Consider the following 15,922-nt stretch of genomic DNA (forward strand, 5'->3'; position numbering starts at 1 on the left):
AAAAAAGAGCTTGCATTGATCGGCTGGATGTGATATATTATAAGAGTTGCTGGTGACGAGATAATCGGCACTGACAACGAGCTTGATCTTTGAAAACTGAACAACGAGTGAGTATGGAAATCACGTAAGTGAGATCCAAAAATTAGAGAATGTAAATTCTCGTCAGATGTTTCAAATTGAGCAATCGCTCTTTCTAAATACCAATTTGGAGAGTTTGATCCTGGCTCAGGACGAACGCTGGCGGCGTGCCTAATACATGCAAGTCGAGCGGAGTTATGAAGGAGCTTGCTCCGGAATAACTTAGCGGCGGACGGGTGAGTAACACGTAGGCAACCTACCTCTTTGACTGGGATAACTACCGGAAACGGTAGCTAATACCGGATAATTCCTTTGTCCACATGGACGGAGGATGAAAGGCGGAGCAATCTGCTACAAGGAGATGGGCCTGCGGCGCATTAGCTAGTTGGTGGGGTAACGGCTCACCAAGGCGACGATGCGTAGCCGACCTGAGAGGGTGAACGGCCACACTGGGACTGAGACACGGCCCAGACTCCTACGGGAGGCAGCAGTAGGGAATCTTCCGCAATGGGCGAAAGCCTGACGGAGCAACGCCGCGTGAGTGATGAAGGTTTTCGGATCGTAAAGCTCTGTTGCCAGGGAAGAACGTCCGGTAGAGTAACTGCTACCGGAGTGACGGTACCTGAGAAGAAAGCCCCGGCTAACTACGTGCCAGCAGCCGCGGTAATACGTAGGGGGCAAGCGTTGTCCGGAATTATTGGGCGTAAAGCGCGCGCAGGCGGCTATTTAAGTCTGGTGTTTAAACCTTGGGCTCAACCTGAGGTCGCACTGGAAACTGGGTGGCTTGAGTACAGAAGAGGAAAGTGGAATTCCACGTGTAGCGGTGAAATGCGTAGATATGTGGAGGAACACCAGTGGCGAAGGCGACTTTCTGGGCTGTAACTGACGCTGAGGCGCGAAAGCGTGGGGAGCAAACAGGATTAGATACCCTGGTAGTCCACGCCGTAAACGATGAGTGCTAGGTGTTAGGGGTTTCGATACCCTTGGTGCCGAAGTTAACACAGTAAGCACTCCGCCTGGGGAGTACGGTCGCAAGACTGAAACTCAAAGGAATTGACGGGGACCCGCACAAGCAGTGGAGTATGTGGTTTAATTCGAAGCAACGCGAAGAACCTTACCAGGTCTTGACATCCCTCTGAATCCACTAGAGATAGTGGCGGCCTTCGGGACAGAGGAGACAGGTGGTGCATGGTTGTCGTCAGCTCGTGTCGTGAGATGTTGGGTTAAGTCCCGCAACGAGCGCAACCCTTGACTTTAGTTGCCAGCAGGTAAGGCTGGGCACTCTAGAGTGACTGCCGGTGACAAACCGGAGGAAGGTGGGGATGACGTCAAATCATCATGCCCCTTATGACCTGGGCTACACACGTACTACAATGGCCGGTACAACGGGAAGCGAAGCCGCGAGGTGGAGCCAATCCCAGCAAAGCCGGTCTCAGTTCGGATTGCAGGCTGCAACTCGCCTGCATGAAGTCGGAATTGCTAGTAATCGCGGATCAGCATGCCGCGGTGAATACGTTCCCGGGTCTTGTACACACCGCCCGTCACACCACGAGAGTTTACAACACCCGAAGTCGGTGGGGTAACCCGCAAGGGAGCCAGCCGCCGAAGGTGGGGTAGATGATTGGGGTGAAGTCGTAACAAGGTAGCCGTATCGGAAGGTGCGGCTGGATCACCTCCTTTCTATGGAGAATCGTTTCCTGCAACGGAAACATTCAAATCGGAAGCTTAGCTTCCAAAACTCAGGTTTAGGCCTGTTACTCACTCGTTGGTCAGTTTTGAGAGTTTAAGCTCTCAAGTAATACCTTGATCCTTGAAAACTGGATACCGAAACGAATTTGCGTTTTAGAACATCTTTTAGCTGAAACTTGTGTGAACAAGTTTTAATTAATAGTGATACTAGCGATTTTCCTAACGGAAAACGCATTGGTTAAGCTAATAAGAGCACACGGAGGATGCCTAGGCGCCAGGAGCCGACGAAGGACGTGGCGAACAACGAAACTGCCTCGGGGAGCTGTAAGCAAGCTTTGATCCGGGGGTGTCCGAATGGGGAAACCCAGCTGTGGTAATTCGCAGTTACTTCTCTCTGAATACATAGGAGAGATAGAGGCAGACCAGGGGAACTGAAACATCTAAGTACCCTGAGGAAGAGAAAACAATAGTGATTCCGTCAGTAGCGGCGAGCGAACGCGGAACAGCCTAAACCAAGGGGCTTGCCCCTTGGGGTTGTGGGACGTCTCACATGGAGTTACAAAGGAATATGGTAGGTGAAGAGGTCTGGAAAGGCCCGCGATAGAGGTAAAAGCCCTGTAGCCTAAACTGTGTTCTCTCCGAGACGGATCCCGAGTAGTGCGGGGCACGTGAAACCCCGTATGAATCCAGCAGGACCATCTGCTAAGGCTAAATACTACCTGGCGACCGATAGTGAAACAGTACCGTGAGGGAAAGGTGAAAAGCACCCCGGAAGGGGAGTGAAATAGAACCTGAAACCGTGTGCTTACAAAAAGTCAGAGCCCGATCTAGGGGTGATGGCGTGCCTTTTGTAGAATGAACCGGCGAGTTACGTTTAACATGCAAGGTTAAGGTGAGAAGCCGGAGCCGCAGCGAAAGCGAGTCTGAATAGGGCGACTTAAGTATGTGGACGTAGACCCGAAACCGTGTGATCTACCCCTGTCCAGGGTGAAGGTGCGGTAACACGCACTGGAGGCCCGAACCCACGTATGTTGAAAAATGCGGGGATGAGGTGGGGGTAGCGGAGAAATTCCAATCGAACTCGGAGATAGCTGGTTCTCCCCGAAATAGCTTTAGGGCTAGCCTCGGTGAATGGAGTGGTGGAGGTAGAGCACTGATTGGGTGCGGGGCCCGCAAGGGTTACCAAGCTCAGTCAAACTCCGAATGCCATTAACTTCTTGCCGGGAGTCAGACAGTGAGTGCTAAGATCCATTGTCAAAAGGGAAACAGCCCAGACCATCAGCTAAGGTCCCCAAGTGTGTGTTAAGTGGGAAAGGATGTGGAGTTGCACAGACAACCAGGATGTTGGCTTAGAAGCAGCCACCATTGAAAGAGTGCGTAATAGCTCACTGGTCGAGTGACTCTGCGCCGAAAATGTAACGGGGCTAAACACACCACCGAAGCTATGGCTAGATGCTTTGCATCTGGGGTAGGGGAGCGTTGTATGTGGGTTGAAGGTGTACCGTAAGGAGCGCTGGACAGCATACAAGTGAGAATGCCGGTATGAGTAACGAAAAGATCAGTGAGAATCTGATCCGCCGAAAGCCCAAGGTTTCCTGAGGAAGGCTCGTCCGCTCAGGGTAAGTCGGGACCTAAGGCGAGGCCGAAAGGCGTAGTCGAAGGACAACAGTTTGAAATTACTGTACCACCGTAATCCGCTATGAGCGATGGGGTGACGCAGGAGGGTAGTGACGCGGACTGATGGATGTCCGTCTAAGCAGTGAGGCTGGTGTGTAGGCAAATCCGCACACCGTTAAGGCTGGGCTGTGATGGGGAGCGAAAATTATAGTAGCGAAGGTCATGATCTCACACTGCCAAGAAAAGCCTCTAGCCAGGAGAAGGTGCCCGTACCGCAAACCGACACAGGTAGGCGAGAAGAGAATTCTAAGGCGCGCGGAAGAACTCTCGTTAAGGAACTCGGCAAAATGACCCCGTAACTTCGGGAGAAGGGGTGCCTCGGTAGGGTGAATAGCCCGAGGGGGCCGCAGTGAAAAGGCCCAAGCGACTGTTTAGCAAAAACACAGGTCTGTGCGAAGCCGCAAGGCGAAGTATACGGGCTGACGCCTGCCCGGTGCTGGAAGGTTAAGGGGAGCGGTTAGGAGTAATCCGAAGCTGTGAACCGAAGCCCCAGTAAACGGCGGCCGTAACTATAACGGTCCTAAGGTAGCGAAATTCCTTGTCAGGTAAATTCTGACCCGCACGAATGGCGTAACGACTTGGGCGCTGTCTCAACGAGAGATCCGGTGAAATTTTAATACCTGTGAAGATGCAGGTTACCCGCGACAAGACGGAAAGACCCCATGGAGCTTTACTGCAGCTTGATATTGAATTTGGGTACGATCTGTACAGGATAGGTGGGAGCCGTAGAGGCAGGAGCGCAAGCTTCTGCGGAGGCGCCGTTGGGATACCACCCTGATCGTATCTAGGTTCTAACCTGGTACCCTAATCGGGTACGGGGACCGTGTCAGGCGGGCAGTTTGACTGGGGCGGTCGCCTCCTAAAGAGTAACGGAGGCGTTCAAAGGTTCCCTCAGAATGGTTGGAAATCATTCGAAGAGTGCAAAGGCATAAGGGAGCTTGACTGCGAGACCTACAAGTCGAGCAGGGACGAAAGTCGGACTTAGTGATCCGGTGGTACCGCATGGAAGGGCCATCGCTCAACGGATAAAAGCTACCCTGGGGATAACAGGCTTATCTCCCCCAAGAGTCCACATCGACGGGGAGGTTTGGCACCTCGATGTCGGCTCATCGCATCCTGGGGCTGAAGTAGGTCCCAAGGGTTGGGCTGTTCGCCCATTAAAGCGGTACGCGAGCTGGGTTCAGAACGTCGTGAGACAGTTCGGTCCCTATCTGTCGTGGGCGCAGGAAATTTGAGAGGAGCTGTCCTTAGTACGAGAGGACCGGGATGGACGTACCGCTGGTGCATCAGTTGTTCCGCCAGGAGCATGGCTGAGTAGCTACGTACGGACGGGATAAGCGCTGAAAGCATCTAAGCGTGAAGCCCCCCTCAAGATGAGATTTCCCAATTAGTAAGACCCCTTGAAGACGACGAGGTAGATAGGTTGGAGGTGGAAGTGCAGCAATGCATGGAGCTGACCAATACTAATCGGTCGAGGGCTTATCCAACAACTTAAGACGCAGATTCGTTTCGGATTCAGTTTTCAGGAATTAAGGTTCCTGAAGCATTTACGCTGTAAATGCCCGTTTGGTGGCGATAGCGGAGGGGTTCCACGCGTACCCATCCCGAACACGACCGTTAAGCCCTCCAGCGCCGATGGTACTTGGACCGAAGGGTCCTGGGAGAGTAGGACGCCGCCAAGCACACAAAGCCATTGTTGAGTTTCTCAACAGTGGCTTTTTTGTTGGATTAAAGTGCAAATGATGGTAGCAAAAGCAATATATAGGCTAATTTTGCTCACTGAAACAACGAATGCACATATAAAATAAATGGATTCATACGGAGATAATGTCCACTGGATACGGACTTTCGTCCAAGAATTCGCTTACCCGGTGACCGTTTTCCGATTCCCTCCTCCGATGATGTAATATTCTTGACAGGCCAAAAACCCTTTGCTAAGATGGCAATAATATATTTTTGGACAAGCATCTCAAACCTTAATTGAAGATACGGATATGTATAACTTCGCTGTTTAGTTCGGTGTCTATCGGATATGGACTTCAAACCGGAGTTTCTTCATTTATAAAGTTTGTGGGCGGTTAGAATAAAGATAATCGAGGAGGAATGACCCAGGTGTGGGAAGATAAGTTTGGTAAAGAAGGTTTGACGTTTGACGATGTGCTGTTGGTGCCGCGCAAATCCGAGGTACTGCCGAAGGAAGTGGATCTTGCCACGGTACTGAGCAAAAATGTGAAGCTGAATATCCCTCTGATGAGTGCAGGCATGGATACAGTCACAGAAGCAGCTATGGCGATTGCAATCGCCCGCGAGGGAGGCATTGGCATTATTCATAAGAATATGTCAGTGGAGCAGCAGGCTGAAGAAGTAGACCGCGTAAAGCGCTCCGAGAGCGGTGTTATTACTAATCCCTTTTCTCTAACGCCAGAACACTGGGTCTCCGACGCTGAAGTCCTAATGGGTAAATACCGTATTTCCGGAGTACCTATCGTTGATGAAAGCAACAAGCTGGTTGGGATTCTGACCAATAGAGATCTGCGTTTCATCCATGATTTTAATATTCAAATTAAAGAAGTGATGACCCATGAGAATCTGGTCACTGCTGCGGTTGGGACTACTCTCCAGGAAGCAGAAGGTATCCTTCAACGCCATAAGATCGAGAAACTGCCGCTTGTAGATGAGAACAACATTCTTAAAGGTCTGATCACGATTAAAGATATAGAAAAAGCAATTCAATTCCCGAACGGAGCAAAAGATGCTCACGGCCGTCTGCTGGTAGGTGCGGCAATTGGTATTTCCAAAGATACTTTTGAACGTACAGAGGCGTTAGTGAAAGCCGGCGTGGATCTGATTACAGTAGATTCCGCACACGGACATCATATTAATATTATTGATGCTGTCCGCAAATTGCGTGAACTGTACCCGGATCTTACGATTGTTGCCGGTAACGTGGCAACCGGAGACGCAACCCGTGAATTGATTGAAGCTGGCGCTTCTGTAGTCAAAGTGGGTATTGGACCAGGATCAATTTGTACCACACGCGTAATTGCCGGTATCGGTGTTCCGCAAATTACGGCCATTTACGACTGTGCAACGGTTGCCCGTGAGTACGGCATTCCGATTATTGCTGACGGGGGTATCAAATATTCCGGTGAGGTTACCAAAGCAATTGCTGCGGGAGCATCTGCGGTTATGATGGGAAGCCTGTTCGCCGGAACGGAAGAAAGCCCGGGCGAATCCGAGATTTACCAAGGACGTAAATTCAAGGTATACCGCGGCATGGGCAGTATGAGCGCCATGAAGCAGGGCAGTAAAGACCGTTACTTCCAGGATGATGACAAGAAGCTTGTTCCAGAAGGTATTGAAGGTAGAGTCGCATTCAAAGGTTCTCTCTCCGATACAGTTCATCAGCTGATCGGCGGGCTTCGTTCTGGCATGGGGTATTGTGGAACGAAGACACTGGAGGAACTGCGCAATGATACATCTTTCATCCGGATTACAGGAGCCGGATTGCGCGAAAGTCACCCTCATGATGTACAAATCACCAAGGAAGCTCCCAACTATTCCCTATAATTAGGCGGTTTCGATAAATTACGGACAGACAGGACTAAATTCGTCCTGTCTGTCTTTTTTTGCAGGTACCCCTGTGTTAGAATAGAACAAGCAATGGATATGAGGATCAAAAGGAGAGTAGTAATCATTGAAGCACAAGCGGAAATTTAGCAGTAAACAATTTGTAATTAAGACAGCGACAGTAGGTCTGCTTTTAAATATGTTAGCTTCTCCAGTACATTCGGTGTTCGCTGATGAAGTGAAGACACCGGCAACGACAGAAAAGGGTACTGCCGCTGGCACTACTGCGGCGAAAGCTGCAGTCAAGATTCCTAATATAGAATCACTGAAGCTCGAAGTAGATTCGGCAGTGTTGATCGAACCCACTACAGGCGAGGTTCTTTTGTCCCTGAATGCCGATAAGCCTCTGCCTCCGGCAAGCATGACGAAGATGATGACCGAATATCTGGTTGCAGATGCCGTGAAGAATGGCCAGATTTCCTGGGATCAGAAAGTAGTTGTTCAGGAAAATGCCTCCAAGCAGATCGGCTCGCGTATTTTTTTGGCTGAAGGCGATGAACATACGGTAAGAGAGCTATACATAGCGATGGCCGTTGGTTCTGCTAATGATGCCACCGTAGCGTTGGCTGAGCTTGTTTCGTCATCGGAGCAGGAATTTGTAGCTCTAATGAATGAAACTGCAAAGAAGATGGGAATGAAGACGGCTTACTTTATCAATTCTACCGGTCTTGACCGTGCCGATATGCCAGCTAAGTTCCAGCCCAAAGTCGATCGTGAAACCGTAATGTCAGCCATGGACGCAGCGATTCTTGCCAAATATATCGTAACGGACCACCCTGATTTCACAGAATTCACAACCATTCAGTCTTATAAGTTCCGTCAACGGGATGACAAACCGATGGTTAACTACAACTGGATGCTGGAAGCGAACAAGGATATCGCCAACTTTAAGGCATACGCTTATCCCGGCCTTGACGGGCTGAAGACAGGACATACCAACAATGCCGGCAACTGTTTCACTGGTACGGCTGTTCGCGACGGCATGCGGCTGATCAGTGTCGTTATGGGCGCCAACTCGGAAGCACACCGTTTCACAGAAACCAAGAAAGTACTTGATTTTGGCTTTAATAATTTCGAAATCAAACAGGTAGTGGCCCCTAAAGCCGTGATTGCCGGCAATGAAACAGTGCCCGTGCAAAAAGGCAAAAAGAAAGATGTGTCCATCGTTACCGATGCCGGAGTTACTTTTATCGTGCCTAAAGGAACGGTTGCACCACAGATTAACACGGCGGTTGCGGTTAATGATGCAGCAACACTGGTAGCCCCAATTGCCAATGCTTCCAAAGTGGGCAAGGTTACTTACTCCTACAAGGTTGAAGGCATGTCTCAGGTTCAGGAGAAAACGGTCAATCTGATTACCGCAGAGGAAGCGGAGAAGGCTGGCTGGTTCAAGCTGCTGATGAGAGCAATAGGCGATTTTTTCAGCGATTTGTTTACAGGAATTAAGAACCTGTTCTAGGGCAGTAATGTCTGGTGCAGTGAATAATTCGAGTAAATAGGTTGTATATATAGCCGCCTTGCGGTAAAGTGGCAAGTTAGATAAGATCAATCGGGAGGCTTGAATCATGGAAACTGGAACATCGCGAGTTAAAAGAGGCATGGCAGAAATGCAAAAAGGCGGCGTCATTATGGACGTCATGAATGCAGAGCAAGCGAAAATTGCCGAGGCTGCGGGTGCAGTAGCTGTAATGGCTCTGGAACGTGTACCCTCTGATATCCGCGCAGCAGGCGGTGTAGCCCGGATGGCTGATCCTACAATCGTAGAAGAAGTTATCAAAGTGGTGAGCATTCCCGTTATGGCCAAAGCCCGTATCGGTCATTATGTAGAAGCGAAGGTTCTTGAATCTCTGGGCGTAGATTATTTGGATGAAAGCGAAGTGCTCACGCCTGCCGATGAAGTATTCCATATCAACAAACGTGAGTTTACAGTCCCTTTTGTCTGCGGAGCGAAAGATCTGGGTGAAGCGCTGCGCCGCATTAATGAAGGAGCTTCGATGATCCGTACTAAGGGTGAACCGGGAACGGGCAACATCGTGGAAGCCGTACGCCATATGCGTTTTATCAACAGCCAGATCCGCAAGGTAACCAACTTGTCCAAAGACGAGCTTTTTCACGAAGCTAAGACTTTAGGTGTTCCTTACGAGCTGCTGCTTGAAGTTCACGAGCTCGGCAAGCTGCCGGTTGTTAACTTTGCCGCAGGGGGTGTAGCTACTCCGGCTGATGCAGCCTTGATGATGCATCTTGGTGCGGATGGCGTATTCGTCGGTTCCGGTATATTCAAATCGGACAACCCCGAGAAATTCGCCCGTGCGATTGTAGAGGCAACTACTCACTTCACTGACTATAAACTGATCGCTGAAGTATCCAAGAACCTTGGCACGCCAATGAAGGGGATTGATATCGCAACTCTGAGTCCGGCTGAACGTATGTCGGAGCGCGGCCTTTAATAGAGAGAAGGTTGTCCGGATGAAAATAGGAGTGTTGGCGCTTCAAGGCGCCGTAACAGAACATATTGTCAGTATAGAGAAGGCTGGGGCTGAGGGCCTGCCCATCAAGCGTGTAGAGCAGCTGGATGAGGTCCAGGGGCTCATTATACCTGGTGGAGAAAGTACAACGATAGGCAAGCTGATGCGCAAGTATGGCTTCATAGAAGCGATACGCGATTTTGCAGGCTTGGGCAAGCCTATTTTTGGAACATGTGCCGGCATGATTGTACTGGCGAAGAGAATCGCCGGCGGTGAGCCCGGACATCTCGAACTGATGGACATTACCGTTGCCCGGAATGCCTTTGGCCGCCAGCGGGAAAGTTTTGAATGTGATCTGAAGGTTAAAGGGATAGATGAGCCGGTGCGTGCCGTCTTTATCCGTGCTCCTCTTATTAATGAGACGGGTCCGAATGTGGATGTGCTCACGGTTTACAAGGATGAGATTGTAACTGCGCGTGAAGGCAATCTGCTGGTCTCCTCCTTTCATCCGGAACTGACAGAAGATTACCGGCTGCACCAGTATTTTGCCGATATGGTAGAGGCAAGCCTGGCAGCCAAACAATAGAACTGCATATAAGAACATTCTGACTCTTTCAGTGCTGCAAAACAGCAATTTGAAAGAGTTTAGGCTGTTTTCAGGAGGGAAACTTTGTGCTAGATGTAAAAGTATTGCGCAGTGATTACGCAAAGGTAGAAGAGGCGCTTAACAAACGCGGTAAATCGCTCGATTTGATCGCCGGATTTCCGCAGCTGGATCTGCGCCGCCGTGAGCTGCTGCAAGAGACAGAGGGTTTGAAGAACCGCCGGAATATTGTTTCCGGTGATGTTGCTAAGAAGAAGAAAAACGGCGAACCGGCTGATGATTTAATTGCAGAGATGCGGACCGTTTCTGACCGCATTAAAGAACTCGATGATGAAGTGCGTGTTCTGGAGACTCAGATTGACGAACTGACGATGAGTATTCCGAACATTCCGCATGAATCTGTACCAGTAGGTAAATCCGAGGAAGAGAATGTTGAATTGCGCCGCTGGTCGCAGCCAAGAGAATTCGGATTTACACCAAAATCACATTGGGAGCTGGCACAACAGCTGGATATCATTGATTTTGAAGCTGCTGCTAAGGTAACCGGCTCCAGATTTGTTTTCTATAAGGGACTTGGAGCGCGTCTTGAACGTGCCCTGATTAACTTTATGATGGACCTTCACAGTGGAGAGCATAATTATGAAGAAATGCTGCCGCCGTATATCGTCAACAAGGATAGCTTATATGGTACAGGCCAGCTTCCGAAGTTTGAAGAGGATCTGTTCAAGTTGCGGGATACAGAGTACTACTTAATTCCTACGGCTGAAGTCCCGGTGACGAATTATTATCGTGAGGAGATTTTGACAGCGGCAGACCTACCCAAATATCATGTCGCTTACAGCTCCTGTTTCCGTTCTGAAGCAGGGTCGGCAGGACGTGATACCCGCGGACTTATCCGCCAGCACCAGTTCAACAAGGTGGAGCTGGTGAAGCTCACCACCCCTGAGACCTCGTATGAGGAGCTTGAGAAGATGACTGCGGATGCTGAGCGTGTACTGCAGCTTCTGGGGCTGCCATACCGTGTCCTGGGCCTGTGCACGGGAGATATGGGCTTTACTTCGGCTAAGACTTACGATTTGGAGGTTTGGCTGCCGGAGAGCGGCATGTACCGTGAAATCTCCTCTTGCTCCAATACTGAGGACTTCCAGGCGCGCCGGGCGAATATCCGTTTCCGCAAGGAACCCAAATCCAAGCCGGAGTTTGTTCATACGCTGAATGGCTCTGCACTTGCTGTCGGCCGGACGGTCGCCGCTATTCTGGAGAACTACCAGCAAGAAGATGGCAGTATCCAGATTCCAGAGGCCCTTCAGCCGTATATGCGTAATGTAAAATGTATTAGTCCTAAAGTTTCTTAATAAAACAGTTGCTTATTGTTTGTATTGTGTGGTACAATTCCTAATGCATGTGAAATTTAGATGCATTGGAGAGGTACCGAAGCGGTCATAACGGGGCGGTCTTGAAAACCGTTAGGGTGCAAGCCCACATGGGTTCGAATCCCATCCTCTCCGCCATTCCTTTTAATTAAATGAATTTACAGATAGAAGTCGCCTTCCTTGGAAGGCGGCTTTTTTTGTACAGCAGGTTGAGAAAAATAAGGTTGTGGAATTTAATTTTTTAAATATTCCTTTACAGGAATATTCTCGTAATGGTATATTTATATCGAGCAAGGGAATACAAAAGCCAGACACTTAATGAAGGGTACGTACCTTCACAGCTAAGAATGGATGATGACTATGAATTCGAATGTCATGAGTGCCTTGGCAGAGCCTAACCGCCTGCAGATTGTTGAGCTTTTGCGCGAACGCCCGCTAACTGTAGGGGAAATCGCTGAAAGGCTGCAACTGCGCCAGCCTCAAGCATCCAAACATTTGCGTGTTCTAAGTGAGGCTGGCATTGTGGAGGCCCGGGTGGACGCTAACCGCCGGATCTATAGCCTGCTGCCCGAACCTTTTCAGGAGCTGGAGGATTGGCTGAGCAGCTATCGTCACATCTGGGAGGAACGGTTCGACCGGCTGGATGACTACTTACAGAAAGTACAAGGTAAGCAAGCAGTAGAAGAGCAGCAAGATTGAATAAGAGATGATGGATGAGCTTTGCGAACGCTGTGGTAGAACTGTCTTAACCCACTAGGAAGATCGAGGAGGAATTTAAAAATGGCAAATGAAATGGTATCCAAGGTAGAGGATAAGGTGCTTATTCTGGAACGTGAGTTCAATGCCCCTCGGGAGCTGGTATTTCAGGCGTTTTCGCAGGCAGAGCATCTGAAGCATTGGTGGGGGCCTAGAGGCTGGACGCTTCCGGTATGCCATATGGATTTCCGTGTGGGCGGCGTTTGGCATTATTGTATGAAGTGCGAGGACAAGAACCAGGGCGATTTCTATGGCATGGAATCATGGGGCAAGGGTGTATACCGTGAGATCGTTGCACCAGAGAAGATCGTGTATGTAGATTATTTCTCCGATGCGGAGGGCAACGTTGCAGATAATATGCCTGAGACGCTCGTTACCTTAATCTTCGTCGAAACAGAAAATGGGACTAAAGTCATTAATCGCGCGGAATATGCTACAAGAGAAGCATTGCAGCAGGTACTGGATATGGGTATGCTGCAGGGTATCACCGATACCTGGAACAGACTGGTTGAGCATTTGAACTCGATCCGGAAGATCGGTTAAAGGATAAAAGTCCTGCATATACGAAGGTCATTCCTCTTAGGAGGAGTGATCTTTTTTTATTCTTATTTTTGGAACCTGTTCCAGAGGGAATAAAAACCCTCTTTTCTCCGCAATGTATTAAAGAAGGGAGGCTGATAAGAACAATGAACCGACAATTGCAACTGGACCAGCAAAGTCTGGTTACCGCATGGCAGGAGCGTCTGCCTGCACTGATGGAGGATGGAGACAGCTTTAGTGTGCAGGGAGATGCAGCTGACCAGAACAGTCTGCTGATTCATTTCAATGCGGCAGGGCGGCAGGATTATTCTCTTGATTTTCGCTGCACTTATGTCGATAGCCGTGAAGTGGCTGTGAATCTGATTGATGCCGAGCAAGCCGGAAGGCATACCGATGAGCGTACCGATGCCGTACAATTACTCGCTCAGCAGTATTCAAGACAGATTCATGAATGTGCACAAGCGCTACAAGATTTGACTAATCCATAGGGAGGGAATTAAAAATGAGCAAGCCTAAAAGTATGCCGGTTCCCGGGGTAGACACCAATCACGAGCCTAGAGGAGAACATCATTCTTCAGCGCCCAAGCCGCTTTCCGGCTCCAAAAAGGTCAAACAGGCTAACCATGTAGATCATCATAATCCGCAGGGATAACACCTCCGGAAAAGAAAGGAGAAATGAACTGTTTCCCCTTTTTGCCAAATGGTTTATCATTAGGAAGGGGAAACAATTTTTTTACATGGGAGAGGAGAACAACAATGAACAAAAAATGGGGGTTATCCGCTTCCGCATTGCTGCTTGCAGCTGCAATTATTTTGCCGGGATGCGCGAACAAACAAGAGGCACCAAAAGAGGCCCTGAAATCGGCTGCCGCTAAAGCGACTGCATTGACTTCATATGAAATGAAGAGCAAGCTAGTCATTAACAACCTGACTGTGGAAGCCGGTGAAGGTACAACGGATGCCACGACAGGTATGGTGCTCAGTATGCTGAAGAACGCTGATATTTCCGTGAATGGGGTATACCAAGCGGATCCGATGCAGACAGAAATGACTATGGTACTGAACCTGAAGGGCGATATGGCGATGTCCTTTAACATCCCTATGGTAATGACCGCAGAGAAGATGTACGTCAAAGTACCGTCGATTCCGTTCTTGCCGCTTCCGGAGACAATTGTAGGGAAATACGTAGAACTTGACCTGAAGGAACTGGCAGAGCAGGGCGGCACCGAATGGAGCCCGGCTTCAGTAGACACGCAAAAAATGCAAAAGCTCTCCAATGAAGTGGTAAGCACACTGTTGGCTGAGTATGATGAAGAAAAATATTTTACCGACATCAAACCTAAAGATGCAGCATTACCGGAGGACGTCAAGGCTAAACAAGTGGTTCAGTTCCAGGTGACCAATGACAATGTCAAAGAAGCACTTACAATCCTCGTGAATAATGCACTGCCGAAGATTATTGATATTGTGGGTAAGGAAGAATACAAGACTATGCTGCAAATTGACGAGGCTGATTTAGCCAAAGCCAAAGAAGAGCTGCAGTCCAGCGAGACCCGAGCTGAGGTCGACAAAGGATTGGCTGATTTGAACAAGTATCTGACGATCAACCAATTCAAACTCGATACCGCGATCGACAAAGATAGCTTCCCTGTATACCAAAACCTGCTGATGGATATCATCGTCAAAGATCCTGAGCAAGGAACGAACGTCAGCCTGTCATTAACCGGAAGCAACCAATACAGCAAAGTTAATGAGAAGCAGACCTTCACGATTGGCATCCCGCAGGGCGATGATGTAGTTACAATGGAAGAGCTGCAACAGCAGTTCGGTGGAATGGGCACTTATTAATCTAAGCAACATAGAAATCCCGCATGCGTGCGTATTGTTCGCGCTCATGCGGGATTTTTTTGTTCAAATATAAAAATTTATATGCTTTTGAGGACGGCGAACCGTTTCCACTGGTTTACATAGTTTGGCTGCAATATGTAGTGAGGGCTAATGCTGTCCCTTCTCCGGATAGTAATCATCGCTCAGAATAGCGTAGGTGCGGTGGTCCTGCCACTGGCCGTTGATTTTAATGAAACGCCGGGCAATTCCTTCTGCCTGAAACCTGTTCTTCTCCAATACACGGCGGGAGCCTTCGTTATGCAGCAGGATGCAAGCCTGTACCCGATGCAGCCCAAGAGCATGGAAGGCATACTCCAGGATTAAGCCTACAGCGGCGCTGGTATACCCTTTTCCTTGTACCTCATGGTCAATAAAATAGCCGATATCGGCATACTGTCCGACGCCACGTACCACATTGGAAATGGTAACCTGCCCAATTAATTGTCCGTCCAGCAGAAAGATGCCAAACATATAGGCTCTATCCTGACGGGCATCCTCCAAACGCTGGCCAACGAGCTGCTTCTGGCTTTCAAGGGTAAAATAATCGTCCTCGCGCAGTGGTTCAAACGGCTGATGCTGTACCTTGTTGCGCAGGCGCAGCTGAAGCAGCTCTTCCGCATCATGGAGCTGCAGCAGGGAGAGATAGATACCTTGAGACGTATTGTACAGTTTAAGAGACATATAATCCTCCTTGGTCATTTTTGCGAATAACTATAGCTTGGACGGCTTCTGGCGCAAGCGGCGGAAAAAGGAAGTCAGCAGATCCGCACACTCCTCCTGCAAGATCCCTTGAATGACTTCGGTCCGGTGATTGAACCGCGGTTCCTCCAGCAGATTCATGAGGGTGCCTGCACAGCCGGCTTTAGGGTCTGTTGTGCCATATACCGTGAGAGGGACTCTAGATTGAACCATAGCCCCCGCACACATCGGACAGGGCTCAAGGGTAACGTAGAGCCGGCAATCGAGCAGCCTCCAGGAATTCATAGCTATACTGGCCTTGCGGATGGCTACCATTTCAGCATGAGCCGTGGAGTCCATTGTGGTCTCACGCAGATTGTAGCCGCGCCCGATGATTTCGCCATGGCGGACAATTACTGCTCCGATGGGAACCTCGCCCAGTGCTTCTGCTTTGCGGGCTTCCGCAATCGCCTCCCGCATCCAATATTCATGAGCCTCCCGCTCTTCGGGCGGCAGTTCATCAAGTAATATATTCAAGTGCATCT

12 protein-coding genes, 1 tRNA gene and 3 rRNA genes are annotated in these 15,922 nt (G+C 49.5%); 14 read left to right on the forward strand and 2 right to left on the reverse strand.

Annotated elements, in window-relative coordinates; genetic code table 11:
- The first annotated feature begins 202 nt into the window (after window positions 1-202).
- The 14 genes from NST99_RS00325 (at window position 203) to NST99_RS00390 (ending at window position 14,660) form a co-directional block, all read left to right on the forward strand.
- Window positions 203-1,758, forward strand: a 16S ribosomal RNA gene (locus NST99_RS00325).
- Between the two features lie 245 nt (window positions 1,759-2,003).
- Window positions 2,004-4,931 (forward strand): 23S ribosomal RNA (locus NST99_RS00330).
- 78 nt (window positions 4,932-5,009) lie between these two features.
- Window positions 5,010-5,126: ribosomal RNA gene (gene rrf / locus NST99_RS00335) — 5S ribosomal RNA — on the forward strand.
- The 16S, 23S and 5S rRNA genes sit together here, the layout of an rRNA operon.
- A gap of 430 nt (window positions 5,127-5,556) precedes the next feature.
- On the forward strand, window positions 5,557-7,014 hold the full coding sequence (guaB, locus tag NST99_RS00340; protein ID WP_038584466.1) for an IMP dehydrogenase: 1,458 nt from the start codon (window positions 5,557-5,559) through the stop codon (window positions 7,012-7,014).
- Window positions 7,015-7,213: 199 nt separating this feature from the next.
- Window positions 7,214-8,533 (forward strand): D-alanyl-D-alanine carboxypeptidase family protein, encoded by a 1,320-nt coding sequence (locus NST99_RS00345; protein WP_445744940.1) that lies wholly within the window; start codon window positions 7,214-7,216, stop codon window positions 8,531-8,533.
- A 103-nt stretch (window positions 8,534-8,636) separates the two neighbouring features.
- A complete protein-coding gene (gene pdxS / locus NST99_RS00350; protein ID WP_341097500.1) occupies window positions 8,637-9,521 on the forward strand; it encodes a pyridoxal 5'-phosphate synthase lyase subunit PdxS in 885 nt (294 codons plus the stop codon).
- 19 nt (window positions 9,522-9,540) lie between these two features.
- Complete coding sequence (gene pdxT, locus NST99_RS00355) at window positions 9,541-10,125, forward strand: pyridoxal 5'-phosphate synthase glutaminase subunit PdxT (RefSeq protein ID WP_341089063.1); 585 nt, start codon at window positions 9,541-9,543, stop codon at window positions 10,123-10,125.
- Between the two features lie 86 nt (window positions 10,126-10,211).
- On the forward strand, window positions 10,212-11,498 hold the full coding sequence (gene serS / locus NST99_RS00360; protein WP_341089064.1) for a serine--tRNA ligase: 1,287 nt from the start codon (window positions 10,212-10,214) through the stop codon (window positions 11,496-11,498).
- Window positions 11,499-11,565: 67 nt separating this feature from the next.
- A tRNA-Ser gene (locus tag NST99_RS00365) sits at window positions 11,566-11,654 on the forward strand.
- 222 nt (window positions 11,655-11,876) lie between these two features.
- Window positions 11,877-12,215: an ArsR/SmtB family transcription factor gene (locus NST99_RS00370; RefSeq protein ID WP_341089066.1), complete on the forward strand. Its 339-nt coding sequence runs from the start codon at window positions 11,877-11,879 to the stop codon at window positions 12,213-12,215.
- Between the two features lie 81 nt (window positions 12,216-12,296).
- Window positions 12,297-12,815: an SRPBCC domain-containing protein gene (locus NST99_RS00375; RefSeq protein ID WP_341089068.1), complete on the forward strand. Its 519-nt coding sequence runs from the start codon at window positions 12,297-12,299 to the stop codon at window positions 12,813-12,815.
- 143 nt (window positions 12,816-12,958) lie between these two features.
- The gene (locus tag NST99_RS00380; RefSeq protein WP_341089069.1) at window positions 12,959-13,300 is read left to right on the forward strand and encodes a hypothetical protein; all 342 of its coding nucleotides are present in this window, start codon (window positions 12,959-12,961) and stop codon (window positions 13,298-13,300) included.
- Window positions 13,301-13,314: 14 nt separating this feature from the next.
- Window positions 13,315-13,464 carry a small acid-soluble spore protein P gene (locus NST99_RS00385; RefSeq protein WP_038584486.1) on the forward strand — a complete coding sequence of 50 codons (150 nt, stop codon included), beginning with the start codon at window positions 13,315-13,317 and terminating at the stop codon, window positions 13,462-13,464.
- A 104-nt stretch (window positions 13,465-13,568) separates the two neighbouring features.
- Window positions 13,569-14,660: a hypothetical protein gene (locus NST99_RS00390; protein ID WP_038584489.1), complete on the forward strand. Its 1,092-nt coding sequence runs from the start codon at window positions 13,569-13,571 to the stop codon at window positions 14,658-14,660.
- A 147-nt stretch (window positions 14,661-14,807) separates the two neighbouring features.
- Here NST99_RS00390 and NST99_RS00395 read toward each other — a convergent pair whose 3' ends face one another.
- Complete coding sequence (locus NST99_RS00395; RefSeq protein ID WP_341089072.1) at window positions 14,808-15,380, reverse strand: GNAT family N-acetyltransferase; 573 nt, start codon at window positions 15,378-15,380, stop codon at window positions 14,808-14,810.
- A 30-nt stretch (window positions 15,381-15,410) separates the two neighbouring features.
- Window positions 15,411-15,914: a tRNA adenosine(34) deaminase TadA gene (tadA, locus tag NST99_RS00400; protein ID WP_341089074.1), complete on the reverse strand. Its 504-nt coding sequence runs from the start codon at window positions 15,912-15,914 to the stop codon at window positions 15,411-15,413.
- Window positions 15,915-15,922 lie beyond the last annotated feature (8 nt).

This window comes from Paenibacillus sp. FSL L8-0470, assembly GCF_038008625.1.
Taxonomy (GTDB): Bacteria; Bacillota; Bacilli; order Paenibacillales; family Paenibacillaceae; genus Paenibacillus_AQ.